Genomic DNA, 15,954 nt, shown 5'->3' with positions numbered 1-15,954 from the left:
ATAATATGAATTAATTTTATTTAAGGAAGTGATGTAATGGCTATAACTATAAAAGCGCCAAAAGGCACAAAAGACATGTTACCACAGGATGGATATAAGTGGCATTATATAGAAAATAAACTTTCAAACATAGCAGAAAACTATGGCTTTAGAGAGATAAGAACACCTATATTTGAACATACAGAACTATTTATAAGAGGAGTGGGAGATACCACAGATGTAGTTCAAAAGGAAATGTATACTTTTAATGATAAAGCTGACAGAAGCATTACATTAAAAGCAGAGGGCACTGCTCCTTCTGTAAGAGCTTTCATAGAAAGCGGATTATATAGTGAAGCGCAACCTACAAAATTATACTATTTTACTCCAGTATTTCGTTATGAAAATGTACAAAGAGGAAGATTGAGACAGCATCACCAGTTTGGAGTAGAAGTTTTTGGGGGAGAAGGAGCTTCATTAGATGCTGAAATTATAAGTCTTGCTATGAGTGCTTATAGAGAGTTTGGGGTTAAAGGATTAAAACTTAAAATAAATAGTATAGGATGTCCTGTTTGTAGGGCAAAGTATAATGAGGTTTTAAAAGGATTTTTAAAGGATAATTTTGAAGAGTTATGCCCTACTTGTAAAACTCGTTATGATAGAAATCCTATGAGAATATTAGATTGTAAAGAAGAAAAATGCAAAGTTATAACTAAGGAAGCACCAGTAATACTAGATTATATTTGTGAAGATTGTAAGGAACACTTTGAAGATTTAAAAACTCACTTAAAGGCTATGGATATAACTTATGAAGTAGACCCTTATATAGTGAGAGGTTTAGATTATTATAGCAAAACAGTATTCGAAATAGTAAATGATAACATCACAGTTTGTGGTGGAGGAAGATATGATTATTTAATAAAAGGGATTGGTGGACCTGAGATGCCAGCAGTAGGATTTGGAATGGGAATGGAAAGGCTCCTTATGACATTGGAGGAAGAAAATGTAGAAATTCCAAAACCTACTGTAATTGAACTATATATAGGATCTATTGGCAGAGATGCTGCTTTAGAGGCATATAAGTTTACTTATAAACTAAGGCAAAAGGGAGTTAAGTGTGAATGCGATCATTTAAAGAGAAGTGTAAAGGCACAAATGAAGTATGCTAATAAAGTAGGAGCGGCTTTCACCATGATACTTGGTGAAAATGAACTTAAAGAAAATAAAGCAAAACTTAAAAGAATGGTTGATGGAGAACAATTTGAGGTGGATTTAACCAACTTAAATGAACTTATAGAAATCATACAAAAATAATTTATCGCAGGAGGAAATATAATGGGCGAGGCTTTAAACGGACTTAAACGTACAATTATGTGTGGAGAATTAAGAGAAGAACATGTAGACAAAACTATAACTGTTATGGGATGGGTTCAAAGAAAGAGAAATTTAGGAGGTCTTCTTTTTATTGATTTAAGAGATAGAACTGGAATACTTCAAGTGGTTTTTGGAGAAGAAATTAATAATGATGCTTTTATAAAAGCTGATTCTATAAAACCAGAATATTGTATTGCAGTAACAGGAAACATTGTAAAAAGAGAATCAGTAAATGAAAATATGCCAACAGGAATGGTTGAGCTAAAGGCAGAAAGTGTTAAGATATTATCTGAATCTGAAACTCCACCTATATATATAAAAGAGGACTTAGATGCAGCAGAATCTATAAGATTAAAATATAGATATCTAGATTTAAGAAGACCAGATATGCAAAGTATTTTTCATATAAGACATAAGGCTGCAAAAGCTATAAGAGACTTTTTAGATAAAGAAGGATTTTTAGAAGTAGAAACACCTATGCTTACTAAAAGTACACCTGAAGGAGCAAGAGATTATTTAGTTCCTAGTAGAAATTACCCAGGCATGTTTTATGCATTACCTCAATCACCACAATTATTTAAACAATTATTGATGGTATCAGGTTTCGATAGATATTTTCAAATAGTAAAATGTTTTAGAGATGAAGATTTAAGAGCTAATAGACAACCAGAATTTACTCAAGTAGACCTTGAAATGTCCTTTGTGGAAGCAGAGGATGTTATGACAATAAATGAAAGATTAGTATCCTATGTGTTTAATGAAGTGTTAGGTGTGGAAGTTAAAACACCTTTCAAAAGACTTCCTTATAAAGAAGCTATGGAGAAATATGGTTCAGATAAGCCGGATTTAAGATTTGGCATGGAGATAAATGACATAAGTTCTGTAGTAGAAGGAATTGATTTTAAGGTGTTTAAAGATGCTTTAGATAATGGCGGTTCTGTAAGAACTATATGTGTTAAAGGCGGAGCTTCCATGGGAAGAAAAGATATCGATAGACTAGGGGAATTTGTAAAAACTTATAAGGCAAAGGGATTAGCGTGGATAGCATTAAAAGAAGAGGAAATAAAATCCCCCATAGCTAAGTTCTTAAAGGAAGACGAAATGAATGGAATAATTAAGACTGTAGGAGCTGAAGTAGGCGATTTAGTATTAATTGTAGCAGATAAAAACAGTGTGGTATTCCAGTCTCTAGGTGCTTTAAGATTAGAACTTGCTAAAAAGCTTGAACTACTAAAGGATAATAAAGAATTTAATTTCTTATGGGTTACAGAGTTCCCATTGGTAGAGTACAATGAAGAAGAGGATAGATACCAAGCGGCACATCATCCATTTACATGCCCTATGGATGAAGATATTCCATATTTAGAATCAGAACCAGGAAGAGTTAGAGCTAAAGCTTATGATATGGTTCTTAATGGAGAAGAGCTTGGCGGTGGAAGTATAAGAATTCATGATTCTAAACTTCAAGAAAAGATGTTTAATGTTTTAGGATTTACTAGTGAAAGCGCTTGGGAGAGATTTGGATTTTTACTAGAAGCCTTTAAATTTGGACCTCCTCCACATGGTGGGTTAGCTTTTGGATTTGATAGAATGGTTATGTTCTTATCAGGAACAGACAATATAAAAGATGTTATTGCATTCCCTAAAAACCAAAATGCATTCTGCCCAATGACAGAGGCTCCTAATGTGGTAGATACTAAGCAACTTCAAGAGTTGGGTATTAGTGTAAGAGAAAAAGAAGATAATTAATTAAAGTTGAAAACATTCTGAAAAAACACTATAATATAATTAAAGAAATAAATTCCTGTTTTGCGCGTTTGTGAGCATATATTGCTCCAACATCTAGATGATAGGGAGCCTTTCTCTTTTAGTAGAATGAAATTCATGTTTTTATGAAATACAAGAAGCTAAAAGGAGGACACCCACTTTGGTTGAACTGGGTTCAATCATAGGCTCATTGAACGGCAAGATGGGATTTCTTTTTGCTTAGTTGATATATTTAGTAATGGATGATATAATAACTATAGTATTATACGGGGTATAGGTATAGGCATAGATGAGGAGATGATTTTTATGGAAGATAGAAGTGCTGATTTAAAAAAAGATATAATTGTACGTTTAAGAAGAATTGAAGGTCAAGTAAAAGGAATTCAGAATATGGTGGATAGGGAAGTTTGCTGTAAAGATATGCTTGTTCAAATTGCAGCAGTAAGAGCAGCAATAAATAAAGTTGGGGGCTTAATGCTTGAAAATTATGCTATTAATTGCATGGATTTAGAAGAAAGCAGTGAAAATAATGAAAAAATAGAAGAGTTAGTAAGTACTCTTCTAATGTTTTTGAAATAAATTAAAAGAGTATTTATGATTTTTATAGATACTCTTTTTTATTTATTTCAAATGTTATTTTTAATAAATATGTGGTTAAGAAATTTCACTTCTTTTTCTATTTTCATTTATAAATCTTGAAGTAGAGGAAACAATTATAATTCCAATGGCTAAAGCTCCAGCTTTACATATAGTGTTAAAACCTATTTCTAGAGACTTTCCTATATTTCCTTGGATAGATTCTAACATAGTATAGTACATAGCACCTCCTGGAACCAAAGGTATTAAAGCACAAATAGTAAAGGTTGTAACAGGAGTTTTCAGACATCTAGCTAATATTTCAGAGTATACACTAAAAATTATAGTACTAAAAAACAAAGCCGACAACTCTGAAAAGTTTAGCTGTAAAAATAAAAGATAAAAAAAGAAACTCATAGCTCCTCCTAAGGATGCAAAAAAAAGTTTTTTCCCCTTTATGTTAAATAATATTGCAAACCCTAAAGTGGCAATAAAAGCATAAATTGATTTTAATATCATTTTAAAAACCTCCACTTAATAAAAGCCAAAAACTAAGTACAATTCCTGAACCAACAGCAATAGCTATTGCAATTAAAAAGGCTTCAACAGATCGTGCTAAGCCTGCTACTAAATCGCCAGCTATAGTATCTCTTATAGCATTGGTTATAGCAATTCCTGGTACCAATAACATTATTGAACCTATGATGATCTTATCTATATCAGAGGATATGCCAATTGAAACAAATATTATAGCTAATAATGCTGATAACATTCCTCCTAAAATATTTATAAAAAATGCATTTATGTTTAACTTAGAAGCATATATGGATACAGAGTGTATGATACCACCAATGAGGAATGAAGCAATGAAGTCTCCAAAGCCTCCTCCAAACATAAGAGTGAAAAATCCTGCAATTAAGCAAGCACTTAGTATAGTAATCCTGTAGCTATATCTAGGAGCATTCTCAATTTTTTTTAGTTCTTCTCTGAATTCGTCAGCAGTCATTCCTTTTAATTTTATGCTTCGTGATAGATCATTTACTTGGGATATTTTTTCTAAATCTACAGTTCTTTTCTTTATTCTTTTTATTATAGATATGTTATGGCCATACTTGTCCGTAGCAGATACCATAATTCCTGTAGGAGTAACATAACTGTCTGCATTTTTTATTAGATAAGCATCGCAGATTCTTAGAATAGTTTCTTCAACTCTATAGGTTTCGCCACCATTCTCTAAAATTATTCTTCCAGCTTCTGTAGCAACAAAAATAATCTTATTTACATCCATAATTAATGCTCCTTATCTAAATAGTTTACTGTACTAAAAAGTATTATATCACAGAAAAATATTTTATAGAGTTGTTTTGAAAATTAAAATTATTTTGAGTTTATTGTAAATTATAGTTGAATATTATCCTATTGAATTTTATAATGATGGTAGAAGGATTTTATTCATTTATTATTAGAATCTAAAGGAGTGTTGAATATGATATTTTCATACTTAGAAAAGTCTGACAGAGAAATACTAGATATCATCAAAGAGGAAATGGACAGACAGGAGTATAACATAGAATTAATAGCCTCAGAAAACTTTACTAGCAGAGCTGTAATGGAGGCTATGGGTTCAGCATTAACAAATAAATATGCAGAAGGATATCCACATAAAAGATATTATGGTGGTTGCGAGGTTGTAGACAAAGCAGAGGACTTAGCTAGATATAGAATGAAGAGATTATTTAATGCAGAGCATGCTAATGTACAACCTCACTCAGGCTCTCAAGCAAATATGGGGGTTTATTTTGCAGTTTTAAAACCAGGAGATACTGTTTTAGGAATGGATTTAAGTCATGGAGGACATTTAACCCATGGAAGTCCAGTTAACTTCTCTGGTAAGTTATTTAATTTTGTTTCTTATGGTGTAAATAAAGAGAACGAACAAATTGATTATGAAGAAGTTAGAAAAGCAGCATTAGAACATAAACCTAAAATGATAGTAGCTGGAGCTAGTGCATATCCAAGAGTTATTGACTTTCAGAAATTTAGAGAAATAGCTGATGAAGTTGGAGCATACTTTATGGTAGATATGGCTCATATAGCAGGATTAGTAGCAGCAGGACTTCATCCATCACCAGTACCATATGCAGACTTTGTTACTACTACTACACATAAAACTTTAAGAGGACCTAGAGGAGGAGCTATATTATGTAAAGAAAAATTTGCAAAAGATGTAGATAAGAGCTTATTCCCAGGTATGCAAGGTGGTCCTTTAATGCATGTTATAGCGGCAAAAGCTGTTTGTTTTGAGGAGGCTCTTCAAGATTCCTTTAAGGAATATATGAGTCAAGTAGTTAAAAACGCAAAGGTTTTAGCAGAAGAACTTGTAAATTACGGATTTAAACTTGTCTCTAATGGAACAGATAACCATTTATTATTAGTAGATTTAACTAATAAAAATATTACAGGAAAAGATGCAGAAAAATTATTAGATACAGTAGGAATAACAGTAAATAAAAATACTATTCCTTTTGAAACTTTAAGTCCATTTGTAACAAGCGGAATGAGAATTGGTTCACCAGCAGTTACAACAAGAGGATTTAAAGAAGAAGAGATGAAAATAGTAGCAAGACTTATAAATGAAGTTATAGAAAATAGAGAGAAGGATCTTTCTTATGTAAGAGAAGAAGTAGTAAATCTTTGCAAGAAATTTCCTTTATATGATTAGAAAAAATAGTTTTTAATAAAAATGTGAAGTTAAGCTTCACATTTTTATTTTTATTTATATATGTTATAATAATTTAGTAATATTACATGATAATTAGGAGGATTTAAATTTTATGGAAGCTTTAAAAAGTGTTGATAAAAATATGAAAAATTTTCATAAACAAGGAGCGTTTCTTACTTCTAAAAATGGAGAAATTATAAATACAATGACTATAAGCTGGGGAAACTTAGGACTCGCTTGGGGAAAACCAGTTTTTATTATTTATGTTAGAAAATCAAGATTTACACATGATATAATAGATAAAAGTGGTGAATTTACTATAAGTCTTCCTTTAGATAATAGTATGAAGAAGCCACTAGGGGTTTGTGGCTCAAAATCAGGAAGAGATGTAGATAAGTTTCAATTGGCTGGGATTAATACAAAACCTTCAAATAAGCTAAAAAGTCCTGTTATAGATGGGTGCGATGTATATTTTGAATGTAAGGTAGTTTATAAACATAATATTAGTCCAGAAATAATAAGTGAAGATATAAATAAATCCACTTATTTAGAAGGAGATTATCACACTGTGTTTTATGGCGAAGTAATAGATTATTATGTTGGTGATAAATAATGTTTGACAGCCACATACATACTAAATTTTCTACGGATTCTAATATGACTTTGGAGGAAGCTTTATTAAAAGGTAAGGAATATAATATAGGTTTAGTTATCACGGAACATATGGATACTAACCATCCTGAAGAGGGTAAGTTTAAATTTAATATAGAAGATTATTTTGAGGAGTATGGAAAGTATAGAAATAATAATCTCCTTTTGGGAATAGAATTAGGTATGAGTAGGGACTTTAAGGATATAAATAGAGAAATAATAATGAATAATTCCTTTGACCAGGTTATAGGTTCTCTGCATTTTTTAGGAGATAAAGATATATTTCACAAGTCTACCTATGAAAATAGAGAAAAAAATGAAGTCTATAAAGAATATCTTGAAAGTTTATTAGAAAATATTATGAATCATACTTACATAGATATATTAGCTCATATAGATTACATATGTAGATATGGCCCCTTTGAAGATAAGGAGCTATATTATGATGAACATAGTGACATTATAGATGAGATTATTAAAAGTTGTATAAATAACAATATAGTTATGGAGATTAATACCAGAAGGCTTGGGTTAAAAGCTGTAAAAGATAATTTGTTCCCTATATATAAAAGATATAAAGAGTTAGGTGGAAAAAATATATCCATAGGTTCAGATGCACATGTAAAGGAACATATAGGTAATAACTTTTCCCTGGCTACTGAAATTTCAACATCATTAGATTTAAAAGTAGTTTACTTTAAAGATAGAAAAATGAACTATTTATAGAAAATTTACATAAAAAAATTCCTAAAACTTTGTTGACAGGAGTTTTTTTATATTATATACTTTGACTATCAAAATATTTGAAAGTCAAATTTAAATTATATTTGATTTTAACACCTCCCTACATTAGTATGAAATTATATAAAAAAGAATGGGAGCGTAAAGGAGATTATGAGCAAAAGTATACATGTATTAAATGAACTATTGGTGGATATTTTTAATGACATACTTCAAATAGAGCAAAATGCTCTTCGAAATGGAGAATTAAATGATTTATCTGTTACCGAAATACATACCATTGAAGCTATAGGTATGTATGAAGCTAGAACTATGTCGGAAGTTGCTACAGATCTAAAGATAACAGTAGGAACTTTAACTACAGCTATTAACAAATTAATAAAAAAAGGCTATGTGGAGAGAAAGAGGATAGAGGAGGATAGGAGAGTAGTATTAATACAACTTACTAAAAGAGGAAAGCTTGCCTATAGACTTCACGAAAAATTTCATTCTGACATGATAAAGGCCACCATAAATGGATTAAGTGAGGAAGAGGAGAAGACTCTTATTAGTTCTTTAGAAAAATTAAATAGCTTTTTTAAAGAAAAGTATAAACTTCAGGATAGATGAGGAGTTTTTATATGAAAAAATCCAAAATTATAGGTACAGGTATGTATGTACCACCTTATAAATTAACAAATCAGGACCTAGAAAAAATGGTTGACACTAGTAATGAATGGATAATATCCAGAACAGGTATAGAAGAAAGAAGGATTTGCAAGGATGAAGAAACTACAGATATAGCTTTTAATGCAGCTGTAATGGCAATTAAAAATGCAGGAATAAAGGCAGAGGAAATAGATATGATAATTATGGCAACTATAACCTCTGAAAATCTCACTCCTTCTGGTGCTTGCGAAGTACAAAAAAAACTTGGAGCAATAAATGCAACAGCCTTTGACATAAATGCTGCTTGCTCAGGTTTCATATATGGGTTAACTATAGCAGATTCCTTTATTTGCTCAGGTGGAGCAAAAAATGTATTAGTAGTAGGAGCTGAAGTGCTTTCTAAGATTGTAGATTGGAAAGATAGAAATACCTGTGTTCTTTTTGGTGATGGTGCTGGAGCTGCCCTTCTAACACAGAGCGAGTCAGAGGGGATAATGGGGTATGTTACTAAATCTAATGGGGATAAAGGAGAATACCTTAAATGCGCTTCTAGACAACTAAATGAAGATAATTCTATTTTGAATAATAAGTTTGTAACTATGAATGGTAAAGAAGTTTTTAAGTTTGCTACAAAGGCAATGGTAGATTCTGTAGAAGAGGTTTTAAAAAAGTCAAATACTAAAATAGAAGATATAAAATATATAATACCTCATCAAGCTAATAAACGAATTATTGAGTTTGCTGCAAGTAAACTTAATTTGCCATTAGAAAAGTTCTATATAAATTTAAACCTTTATGGAAATACATCTAGCGCAAGTATTCCTATAGCTCTTAGTGAAGTAGTAGAAAAAGCTATGGTGAAAAAAGGAGATAAAATAATTTTAGTAGGATTTGGAGGCGGACTTACTTACGGTTGTATATTAATTGAATGGTAATTAATATAAAGTAATTCCTGGCTTTCGGTAAAGTTTCATTAAATAGAATACCCACTAAGGCATTATGGATGGTATTCATAGTATAAAATTAAAATAAATTGGAGGTAACATTATGATATTAGATAAAGTAAAAAAGATAATAGGAACTCAATTAGATATAGAAGGGGATAAATTACAATTAAGTACTACCTTTGAAGAGTTAGGAGTAGATTCTTTAGACTTATTTCAAATAGTTATTGAGTTGGAAGAAGAATTTAATATACAAATAGCAGAGGTAGAGAATATAAAGACTATAGAAGATGTAGTGGAATATATAGAAAGTGTTACAAAATAAAGAAATCCTTTGGAGGTAAGATATGTTCTCGAGTGAATTATGTGAATTATTAGGTATTAAGTATCCTATAATCCAAGGTGGAATGGCTTGGGTAGCTGATAGTTCTTTAGCTGCTGCAGTTAGTAATGCAGGTGGCCTTGGACTTATAGGTGCTGGTAATGCTTCACCTGAATGGGTAAGAAATGAAATAAGAAAAGCAAAGGAACTTACAGATAAGCCTTTTGGAGTAAATATAATGCTACTTAGTCCCTATGCAGAAGAAATTGCAAAGATTGTTTCTGAAGAAGAGGTGAAAGTTGTAACTACTGGAGCAGGAAATCCAGGAAAGTATATGTCTATGTGGAAAGAAAAAGCCATTAAAGTAATTCCTGTTGTGGCTTCTACTGCTTTAGCTATAAGAATGGAAAGAAGTGGAGCAGATGCAGTAGTGGTAGAAGGATGTGAAGCAGGGGGCCACATAGGAGAACTTACCACTATGGCATTAGTGCCACAAGTAGTAGATTCTGTTCATATACCAGTAATTGCAGCAGGAGGAATTGGTGATGGAAGAGGTGTAGCAGCAGCTTTTATGCTAGGTGCTAAAGGTGTTCAACTAGGTACTAGATTTTTGGTAGCAGAAGAATGTAAGGTTCATGAAAATTATAAGCAAAAGGTAATAAATGCTAAAGATATAGATACTATGGTTACAGGAAGAGCTACAGGTCACCCTGTTAGAGTTATAAAAAATAAGCTTTCTAGAGAATTTCAAAGCCTAGAGAAAAATTTTGCACCTTTAGAACACTATGAAAACTTAGGAAAAGGAAGATTGCCTAAGGCGGTTTTAGAAGGAGATACAGAATGGGGATCTGTTATGGCAGGTCAAATAGCAGGACTTGTAAAAAAACAGCAAAGCTGTAAGGAGATAATTGAAGAAATTTTCTTTGAAGCTGAAAATGTAATTAAAAACATTAGCTGTAGAATTTAGGAGGATACCATGAGAAAGGTAGCTTTTATATTTCCAGGTCAAGGTAGCCAATATGTAGGGATGGCTTATGAGATTTATAGAAATATTCAAGGGAGTAGGGAAGTTTTTCATAGGGCTTCAGAGGTTTTACAATTTAATATTTGTGATTTGATTTTTAAGGATGAAAAAAATGTTTTAAATAAAACAGAATATACCCAACCAGCAATATTAACTGTAACCATAGCTTTATTAAGAGCTCTAGAGGGATACAGTATTGTTCCTGAAATTGTAGCAGGCTTAAGTTTAGGTGAATATTCAGCTTTAGTGTGCTCCAAGGTTCTAGACTTTGAAACAGCAGTAGCTTTAGTTAAAAAACGTGGAAGGTTTATGGAAGAGGCAGTTACAGGAAAAGAAGGTGCTATGGCAGCTTTACTTGGAGGAACTATAAAAGATATAGATGAAATATGTAGTAAATCAAGACATAAAGGTTTCATAGAGGTGGCAAACTATAATTGTCCTGGACAGATAGTTGTAGGAGGAGACTTAGAAGCAATACAGTATGCTGTAGAAATAGCTAATAATGAATATAAGGTTAGGGCTAAAAGGTTAAATGTCAGTGGGCCATTTCATACTCTATTGTTAAGGGAAGCTTCTATACGATTGGAAGAAGAGCTAAAAACAGTAAAACTTTCAACACAAAAGGTTCCAATAGTAACCAATGTTACTGGAGGTTTTATAAAGGATGAAGATATAAAATCTACTCTTGTGAAACAAGTTATGAGTCCTGTTAAATGGGAACAAAGCGTAAATACAATGATTAATTCTGGAGTAGATACTTTTTTAGAAGTAGGACCTGGAAGAACCCTTAGTTCCTTTGTAAAAAAAATAAACAGAGAAGCTCTAGTGTTAAATATAGAAGATATGAAATCTTTAGAAAAAACTTTACAGGTTTTAAATAAAAAGCTTTAGGAGGAGTTATATGTTAAAAGGCAAATGTGCAGTAGTGACAGGAGCTTCAAGGGGCATAGGTAGAGCTATAGCTTTAAAGTTAGCATCACTAGGCGCTGATTTGGTTATTAATTATAGAAATGAAGAATTAGAAGCTTTAGAAGTACTTAAATATATAGAAAGTCATGGCGGTAATGCTATTTTGCATAAGGGAGATATAAGTAGGTTTGAAAGTGCAAAAGAACTTATGGATTTAGCTTATGAAAAATATAATAGAGTTGATATACTGGTGAACAATGCAGGTATAACTAGAGATAACTTGATACTAAGGATGAAGGAAGAAGATTTTGATAAAGTAATAGATGTAAATTTAAAAGGTAGTTTTAATTGTGTGAAGCATGTAGTACCTTTTATGTTGAAACAAAAAAGTGGAAAGATAATAAATATGTCTTCTGTTGTAGGCGTTTATGGAAATACAGGTCAAGCAAATTATTCTGCTTCAAAGGCAGCTTTGATAGGACTAACTAAATCTCTGGCAAAAGAGTTAGGTAGTAGAGGGATAAATGTTAATGCTGTGGCACCAGGTTTTATATGTACAAATATGACAGATAAACTTTCAGAAGAGGTAAAAGCAAAATTAGAATCTTCCATACCTCTTAAAAGGTTGGGGACTGTGGAAGATATAGCTGAAACTGTAGCTTTCTTAAGTTTACCTGCTTCAGATTACATAACTGGGCAAGTGATTCAGGTAGACGGAGGTATGGTTATATAGGAAAGGAGATAAAAGCTTTGAAGAATAGAGTTGTTATAACAGGACTAGGAGCCATAACTCCTTTAGGTAATTCTGTAGAAAAATTTTGGAATAATATTATGGTAGGCTGTTGTGGAATAGATTATATAAAAGCTTTTAAAGCAGATAATTTTAAAGTTAAAATTGCAGCAGAGGTTAAGGATTATAATCCAGAAGATTTTATAGAAAAAAAAGAAGTGAAAAGAATGGATAGATTTTGTCAGTTTTCTTTAATTGCAGCAAAGGAGGCTATTAAAGATTCAAATTTAGATATTAGCAAAGAAGATCCATATAAAATAGGAGTTATAGTTGGTTCAGGTATAGGTGGTTTTAGTACTATAGAAAAGGAAGAAGAAAATTTAATTAACAAAGGACCTAATAGGGTATCGCCTCTTATTATACCTATGATAATAAGCAATATGGCTCCAGGAACTATAGCCATAAAAAATGGTATTAAAGGAGTATGTTATACTGTAGTTACTGCTTGTGCTACAGGAACTAATGCTATAGGAGATGCATTTAGACTTATTAAAGATGGTTATCAAGAGGTAGTTATAGCTGGCGGAACTGAAGCTTCAATAACACCTTTAGCTATGGCTGGATTTACTAACCTTACAGCTCTAAGTAATAGTACTGATTTAAACAGAGCATCTATACCTTTTGATAAGGAAAGAAATGGATTTGTTATGGGAGAAGGAGCAGGCATAGTTGTATTAGAAGAACTTAATCATGCATTAAAAAGAGGTGCTCATATTTATGGTGAGATCGTGGGATACGGTTCAACCTGTGACGCATATCATATGACTTCACCAGATCCAGAAGGGGAAGGCGCCATGAGAGCTATGGAAGATGCTATTAAAGAAGCAGGTATTAACAAAGATGAAATATCTTATATAAATGCCCATGGTACTGGTACTGAGTATAATGATAAATTTGAAACCTTAGCTATTAAGAGATTATTTGGAGATTATGCCTATAAGATACCTGTAAGCTCTACAAAATCTATGACAGGACATTTATTAGGAGCAGCTGGAGCTGTAGAAGCCATAGTTTCCATAAAAGCCCTTCAAGAAGGATACATCCCTCCTACTATAGGATATAAAGTAAAAGATGAAGATTGTGACTTAGACTATGTTCCCAACAAAGGAAGGAAAGCTGATTTGACTTATGCCTTGTCAAATTCTTTAGGATTCGGTGGACATAATGCTTCTCTATTAATAAAAAAGTGGGAGGAGAATTAGCATATGGGTTTGAATTTAGACTTAGAGTCATTATTAAAAATTATTGACAGAGTAGATAATTCAAGTATAGCTTTGTTTGAAATAAAAACTGAAGAGGCTTATATAAAATTAGATAAATCTAAGGAAGAGAGAAAAGAGATTTGTAAGTTAGATGAAGATATTAATTTTGAAATAGAAGATAATAGCATCGGTTTAACTACAAATGAAAAGATTTTTGGTAAAGATAAAGACTCAGAGGGAGTAAAGAAAGAAACAAGAAAAGAAGAAATTTTGGAAGAAGAATATGCAATAATAAAATCCCCCATGGTAGGTACATTTTATTCTGCTCCTACACCAGAGGAACCCTCCTTTGTTAAAAGAGGAGATACTATAAAAAAAGGTCAAGTGATTTGTATTATAGAGGCCATGAAACTAATGAATGAAATAGAAAGTGAATTTAATGGAGAAGTAGTAGAGGTTTTAGTGGAGAATAATGATTTTGTAGAATATGGTGAAGCTCTATTTAAAATAAGAAAGGAAGTGTAGAAGATGAATATTAAAGAAATACAAGAGATAATTCCTCATAGATATCCTTTCCTATTAGTTGATTTTGTAGAGTATGTGATACCAGGAGAAAAGGTGGTTGCTTATAAAAATGTAAGCATAAATGAGCAACATTTTATTGGTCACTTTCCAGAAGAACCTGTAATGCCAGGAGTTTTAATTATAGAATCACTGGCTCAAGCAGGAGCTATTGCCATTTTAAGTTTAGAAGAAAATAAGGGTAAGATACCTTATTTTGCTGGAATTAATAAAGCTAGATTTAGAAGAAAAGTAGTTCCAGGAGATAGATTAAAATTAGAAGTAGATATCATAAAAATGAAGGGCAATATAGGTGTAGGAAAGGCCATAGCAAAAGTAGAAGAAGAAATTGCTTGTGAAGTTGAGTTAATGTTTGCTTTAGGCAGTTAGGAGATGAGCTATGTTTAAGAAGATATTGATTGCTAATAGAGGAGAAATTGCTGTAAGAATAATAAGAGCTTGTAGGGAAATGGGAATAAGTACTGTTGCTGTTTATTCAGAGGCAGATGCTACAGCTCTTCACACCATGTTAGCAGATGAAGCTGTATGCATAGGCCCTAGCAATTCTAAGGATAGCTATTTAAATATAGAAAACATAATAAGTGCTACGGTTTTAAAAGGTGCAGAGGCTATACATCCGGGATTTGGATTTATGGCTGAAAGCAGTAGGTTTGCTTCTATTTGCAATGAATGTAATATAAAGTTCATAGGTCCTGAAAGTGAAGTTATAGATCTTATGGGAGATAAGGCAAAGGCTAAAGACTTTATGAGAAATTCAGGAGTTAGAGTTATACCTGGTTTTGAAGGAGATATAAAAAATGAAGAGGAAGCTTTAGCTATAGCAAAGGATATAGGATTTCCTATAATGATAAAGGCCTCCAATGGCGGAGGAGGAAAAGGTATAAGAATTGTTAAAAGTGAAGAAGAGCTAAAAGGTGCCTATAATTTAGCTAAGGCTGAGGCAGAGGCATGTTTTGGAGATAGTAGCTTGTATATAGAAAAGTTTATAGAAAATCCTCATCATATAGAGGTTCAGATTTTAGCCGATGAAAAGGGCAATGTTATTCATCTTGGAGAAAGAGAATGCTCAATCCAAAGAAAAAATCAAAAGGTATTAGAGGAATCCCCTTCGCCTTTTATATCAGAGGATTTAAGAAAAGAGTTAGGAATCATGGCAGTAAGAGCAGCTAAAGCTGCAAAATATACTAATGCAGGTACCATAGAGTTTCTTGTAGATGGCAAGGGTATACCTTATTTTATGGAGATGAATACTAGAATTCAAGTAGAGCATCCCGTTACAGAAATGGTTACAGGAGTTGATATTGTTAAAGAGCAAATAAATATTGCTTATGGAAGAGAACTTAGCTTTAAACAAGAGGATATTAAAATTAAAGGTCATGCTATTGAATGTAGGATAAATGCAGAAGATCCGAATAATGATTATAGACCTTGCCCAGGTAAAATTCAGGAACTTCTAATTCCTGGGGGACCTGGAATTAGAATAGATAGTGCCATATATCAAGATTATACCATACCGCCATTTTATGATTCTATGTTAGCAAAGCTAATTGTTTATGGAAGAAATAGAGAAGAAGCCATAATGAAGATGAAAAGGGCATTGAGCGAATTTGTAATTGGAGGTATAAAAAATAATATTGAATTGCAGTTTGAAATATTATGTAGAGAAGATTTCATAAAAGGAATTTATGATACCTCCTTTTTAAATAGGAAGTGATGAAGTATA

Annotated in this window: 18 protein-coding genes and 1 other RNA gene; 17 read left to right on the top strand and 2 right to left on the bottom strand. The window is 32.1% G+C overall.

The window, feature by feature from the left end:
* Positions 1 to 42: 42 nt before the first annotated feature.
* The 4 genes from hisS to KQI89_RS04230 all read left to right on the top strand — a co-directional run bounded on the left by hisS (position 43) and on the right by KQI89_RS04230 (position 3,699).
* Complete coding sequence (hisS, locus tag KQI89_RS04245) at positions 43 to 1,293, top strand: histidine--tRNA ligase (protein ID WP_216456660.1); 1,251 nt, start codon at positions 43 to 45, stop codon at positions 1,291 to 1,293.
* A gap of 21 nt (positions 1,294 to 1,314) precedes the next feature.
* Complete coding sequence (aspS, locus tag KQI89_RS04240) at positions 1,315 to 3,102, top strand: aspartate--tRNA ligase (RefSeq protein ID WP_216456039.1); 1,788 nt, start codon at positions 1,315 to 1,317, stop codon at positions 3,100 to 3,102.
* A gap of 49 nt (positions 3,103 to 3,151) precedes the next feature.
* Positions 3,152 to 3,333, top strand: a non-coding RNA gene (ssrS, locus tag KQI89_RS04235) — 6S RNA.
* 93 nt (positions 3,334 to 3,426) lie between these two features.
* The gene (locus tag KQI89_RS04230) at positions 3,427 to 3,699 is read left to right on the top strand and encodes a metal-sensitive transcriptional regulator (protein ID WP_032121874.1); all 273 of its coding nucleotides are present in this window, start codon (positions 3,427 to 3,429) and stop codon (positions 3,697 to 3,699) included.
* A gap of 75 nt (positions 3,700 to 3,774) precedes the next feature.
* Here KQI89_RS04230 and KQI89_RS04225 read toward each other — a convergent pair whose 3' ends face one another.
* Positions 3,775 to 4,215: a threonine/serine exporter family protein gene (locus tag KQI89_RS04225; RefSeq protein WP_216456038.1), complete on the bottom strand. Its 441-nt coding sequence runs from the start codon at positions 4,213 to 4,215 to the stop codon at positions 3,775 to 3,777.
* A 1-nt stretch (position 4,216) separates the two neighbouring features.
* On the bottom strand, positions 4,217 to 4,984 hold the full coding sequence (locus tag KQI89_RS04220) for a threonine/serine exporter family protein (protein ID WP_032121872.1): 768 nt from the start codon (positions 4,982 to 4,984) through the stop codon (positions 4,217 to 4,219).
* 198 nt (positions 4,985 to 5,182) lie between these two features.
* Here KQI89_RS04220 and KQI89_RS04215 point away from each other — a divergent pair, with 198 nt between their 5' ends.
* The 13 genes from KQI89_RS04215 (at position 5,183) to KQI89_RS04155 (ending at position 15,945) form a co-directional block, all read left to right on the top strand.
* Positions 5,183 to 6,418, top strand: coding sequence for a serine hydroxymethyltransferase (locus KQI89_RS04215; RefSeq protein ID WP_216456037.1), 1,236 nt, complete (start codon positions 5,183 to 5,185; stop codon positions 6,416 to 6,418).
* A gap of 112 nt (positions 6,419 to 6,530) precedes the next feature.
* Entirely contained in the window at positions 6,531 to 7,031 is a 501-nt protein-coding gene (locus KQI89_RS04210) for a flavin reductase family protein (protein WP_032121870.1), read from the top strand.
* Complete coding sequence (locus tag KQI89_RS04205; RefSeq protein ID WP_216456036.1) at positions 7,031 to 7,795, top strand: histidinol phosphate phosphatase; 765 nt, start codon at positions 7,031 to 7,033, stop codon at positions 7,793 to 7,795. Before KQI89_RS04210 ends, KQI89_RS04205 begins: the two co-directional genes overlap by 1 nt.
* Positions 7,796 to 7,963: 168 nt before the next feature.
* On the top strand, positions 7,964 to 8,419 hold the full coding sequence (locus KQI89_RS04200; protein ID WP_032121868.1) for a MarR family winged helix-turn-helix transcriptional regulator: 456 nt from the start codon (positions 7,964 to 7,966) through the stop codon (positions 8,417 to 8,419).
* Between the two features lie 11 nt (positions 8,420 to 8,430).
* On the top strand, positions 8,431 to 9,393 hold the full coding sequence (locus KQI89_RS04195) for a beta-ketoacyl-ACP synthase III (RefSeq protein WP_032121867.1): 963 nt from the start codon (positions 8,431 to 8,433) through the stop codon (positions 9,391 to 9,393).
* A gap of 112 nt (positions 9,394 to 9,505) precedes the next feature.
* Entirely contained in the window at positions 9,506 to 9,727 is a 222-nt protein-coding gene (locus KQI89_RS04190) for an acyl carrier protein (protein ID WP_216456035.1), read from the top strand.
* Between the two features lie 22 nt (positions 9,728 to 9,749).
* A complete protein-coding gene (gene fabK / locus KQI89_RS04185; RefSeq protein ID WP_216456034.1) occupies positions 9,750 to 10,691 on the top strand; it encodes an enoyl-[acyl-carrier-protein] reductase FabK in 942 nt (313 codons plus the stop codon).
* A 9-nt stretch (positions 10,692 to 10,700) separates the two neighbouring features.
* Entirely contained in the window at positions 10,701 to 11,639 is a 939-nt protein-coding gene (gene fabD / locus KQI89_RS04180) for an ACP S-malonyltransferase (protein WP_216456033.1), read from the top strand.
* Between the two features lie 10 nt (positions 11,640 to 11,649).
* Positions 11,650 to 12,390, top strand: a complete 741-nt coding sequence (gene fabG / locus KQI89_RS04175) for a 3-oxoacyl-[acyl-carrier-protein] reductase (protein ID WP_216456032.1) — start codon at positions 11,650 to 11,652, stop codon at positions 12,388 to 12,390.
* 17 nt (positions 12,391 to 12,407) lie between these two features.
* Positions 12,408 to 13,649, top strand: coding sequence for a beta-ketoacyl-ACP synthase II (gene fabF, locus KQI89_RS04170; protein WP_216456031.1), 1,242 nt, complete (start codon positions 12,408 to 12,410; stop codon positions 13,647 to 13,649).
* A gap of 3 nt (positions 13,650 to 13,652) precedes the next feature.
* On the top strand, positions 13,653 to 14,174 hold the full coding sequence (accB, locus tag KQI89_RS04165) for an acetyl-CoA carboxylase biotin carboxyl carrier protein (protein WP_216456030.1): 522 nt from the start codon (positions 13,653 to 13,655) through the stop codon (positions 14,172 to 14,174).
* A 3-nt stretch (positions 14,175 to 14,177) separates the two neighbouring features.
* A complete protein-coding gene (gene fabZ, locus KQI89_RS04160; protein ID WP_032121860.1) occupies positions 14,178 to 14,600 on the top strand; it encodes a 3-hydroxyacyl-ACP dehydratase FabZ in 423 nt (140 codons plus the stop codon).
* Between the two features lie 10 nt (positions 14,601 to 14,610).
* A complete protein-coding gene (locus tag KQI89_RS04155; protein ID WP_216456028.1) occupies positions 14,611 to 15,945 on the top strand; it encodes an acetyl-CoA carboxylase biotin carboxylase subunit in 1,335 nt (444 codons plus the stop codon).
* The last annotated feature ends 9 nt before the right edge of the window (positions 15,946 to 15,954 follow it).

This window comes from Clostridium simiarum, from assembly GCF_018919175.1.
GTDB classification, from domain to species: Bacteria; Bacillota; Clostridia; order Clostridiales; family Clostridiaceae; genus Clostridium_L; species Clostridium_L simiarum.
Note: the sequence above shows the minus strand (reverse complement) of the source record. Positions and strands in the feature narration are given on the sequence as shown.

What these genes read in the sequence shown, in the direction of transcription:
- fabK (WP_216456034.1), top strand. Translation starts at nt 9,750, where the DNA reads ATGTTCTCGAGTGAATTATGTGAATTATTAGGTATTAAGTATCCTATA.
- accB (WP_216456030.1), top strand. Translation starts at nt 13,653, where the DNA reads ATGGGTTTGAATTTAGACTTAGAGTCATTATTAAAAATTATTGACAGA.
- KQI89_RS04205 (WP_216456036.1), top strand. Translation starts at nt 7,031, where the DNA reads ATGTTTGACAGCCACATACATACTAAATTTTCTACGGATTCTAATATG.
- KQI89_RS04190 (WP_216456035.1), top strand. Translation starts at nt 9,506, where the DNA reads ATGATATTAGATAAAGTAAAAAAGATAATAGGAACTCAATTAGATATA.
- fabD (WP_216456033.1), top strand. Translation starts at nt 10,701, where the DNA reads ATGAGAAAGGTAGCTTTTATATTTCCAGGTCAAGGTAGCCAATATGTA.
- KQI89_RS04155 (WP_216456028.1), top strand. Translation starts at nt 14,611, where the DNA reads ATGTTTAAGAAGATATTGATTGCTAATAGAGGAGAAATTGCTGTAAGA.
- fabZ (WP_032121860.1), top strand. Translation starts at nt 14,178, where the DNA reads ATGAATATTAAAGAAATACAAGAGATAATTCCTCATAGATATCCTTTC.
- KQI89_RS04210 (WP_032121870.1), top strand. Translation starts at nt 6,531, where the DNA reads ATGGAAGCTTTAAAAAGTGTTGATAAAAATATGAAAAATTTTCATAAA.
- KQI89_RS04225 (WP_216456038.1), bottom strand. Translation starts at nt 4,215, where the DNA reads ATGATATTAAAATCAATTTATGCTTTTATTGCCACTTTAGGGTTTGCA.
- fabG (WP_216456032.1), top strand. Translation starts at nt 11,650, where the DNA reads ATGTTAAAAGGCAAATGTGCAGTAGTGACAGGAGCTTCAAGGGGCATA.
- KQI89_RS04215 (WP_216456037.1), top strand. Translation starts at nt 5,183, where the DNA reads ATGATATTTTCATACTTAGAAAAGTCTGACAGAGAAATACTAGATATC.
- KQI89_RS04200 (WP_032121868.1), top strand. Translation starts at nt 7,964, where the DNA reads ATGAGCAAAAGTATACATGTATTAAATGAACTATTGGTGGATATTTTT.
- KQI89_RS04230 (WP_032121874.1), top strand. Translation starts at nt 3,427, where the DNA reads ATGGAAGATAGAAGTGCTGATTTAAAAAAAGATATAATTGTACGTTTA.
- KQI89_RS04220 (WP_032121872.1), bottom strand. Translation starts at nt 4,984, where the DNA reads ATGGATGTAAATAAGATTATTTTTGTTGCTACAGAAGCTGGAAGAATA.
- KQI89_RS04195 (WP_032121867.1), top strand. Translation starts at nt 8,431, where the DNA reads ATGAAAAAATCCAAAATTATAGGTACAGGTATGTATGTACCACCTTAT.
- aspS (WP_216456039.1), top strand. Translation starts at nt 1,315, where the DNA reads ATGGGCGAGGCTTTAAACGGACTTAAACGTACAATTATGTGTGGAGAA.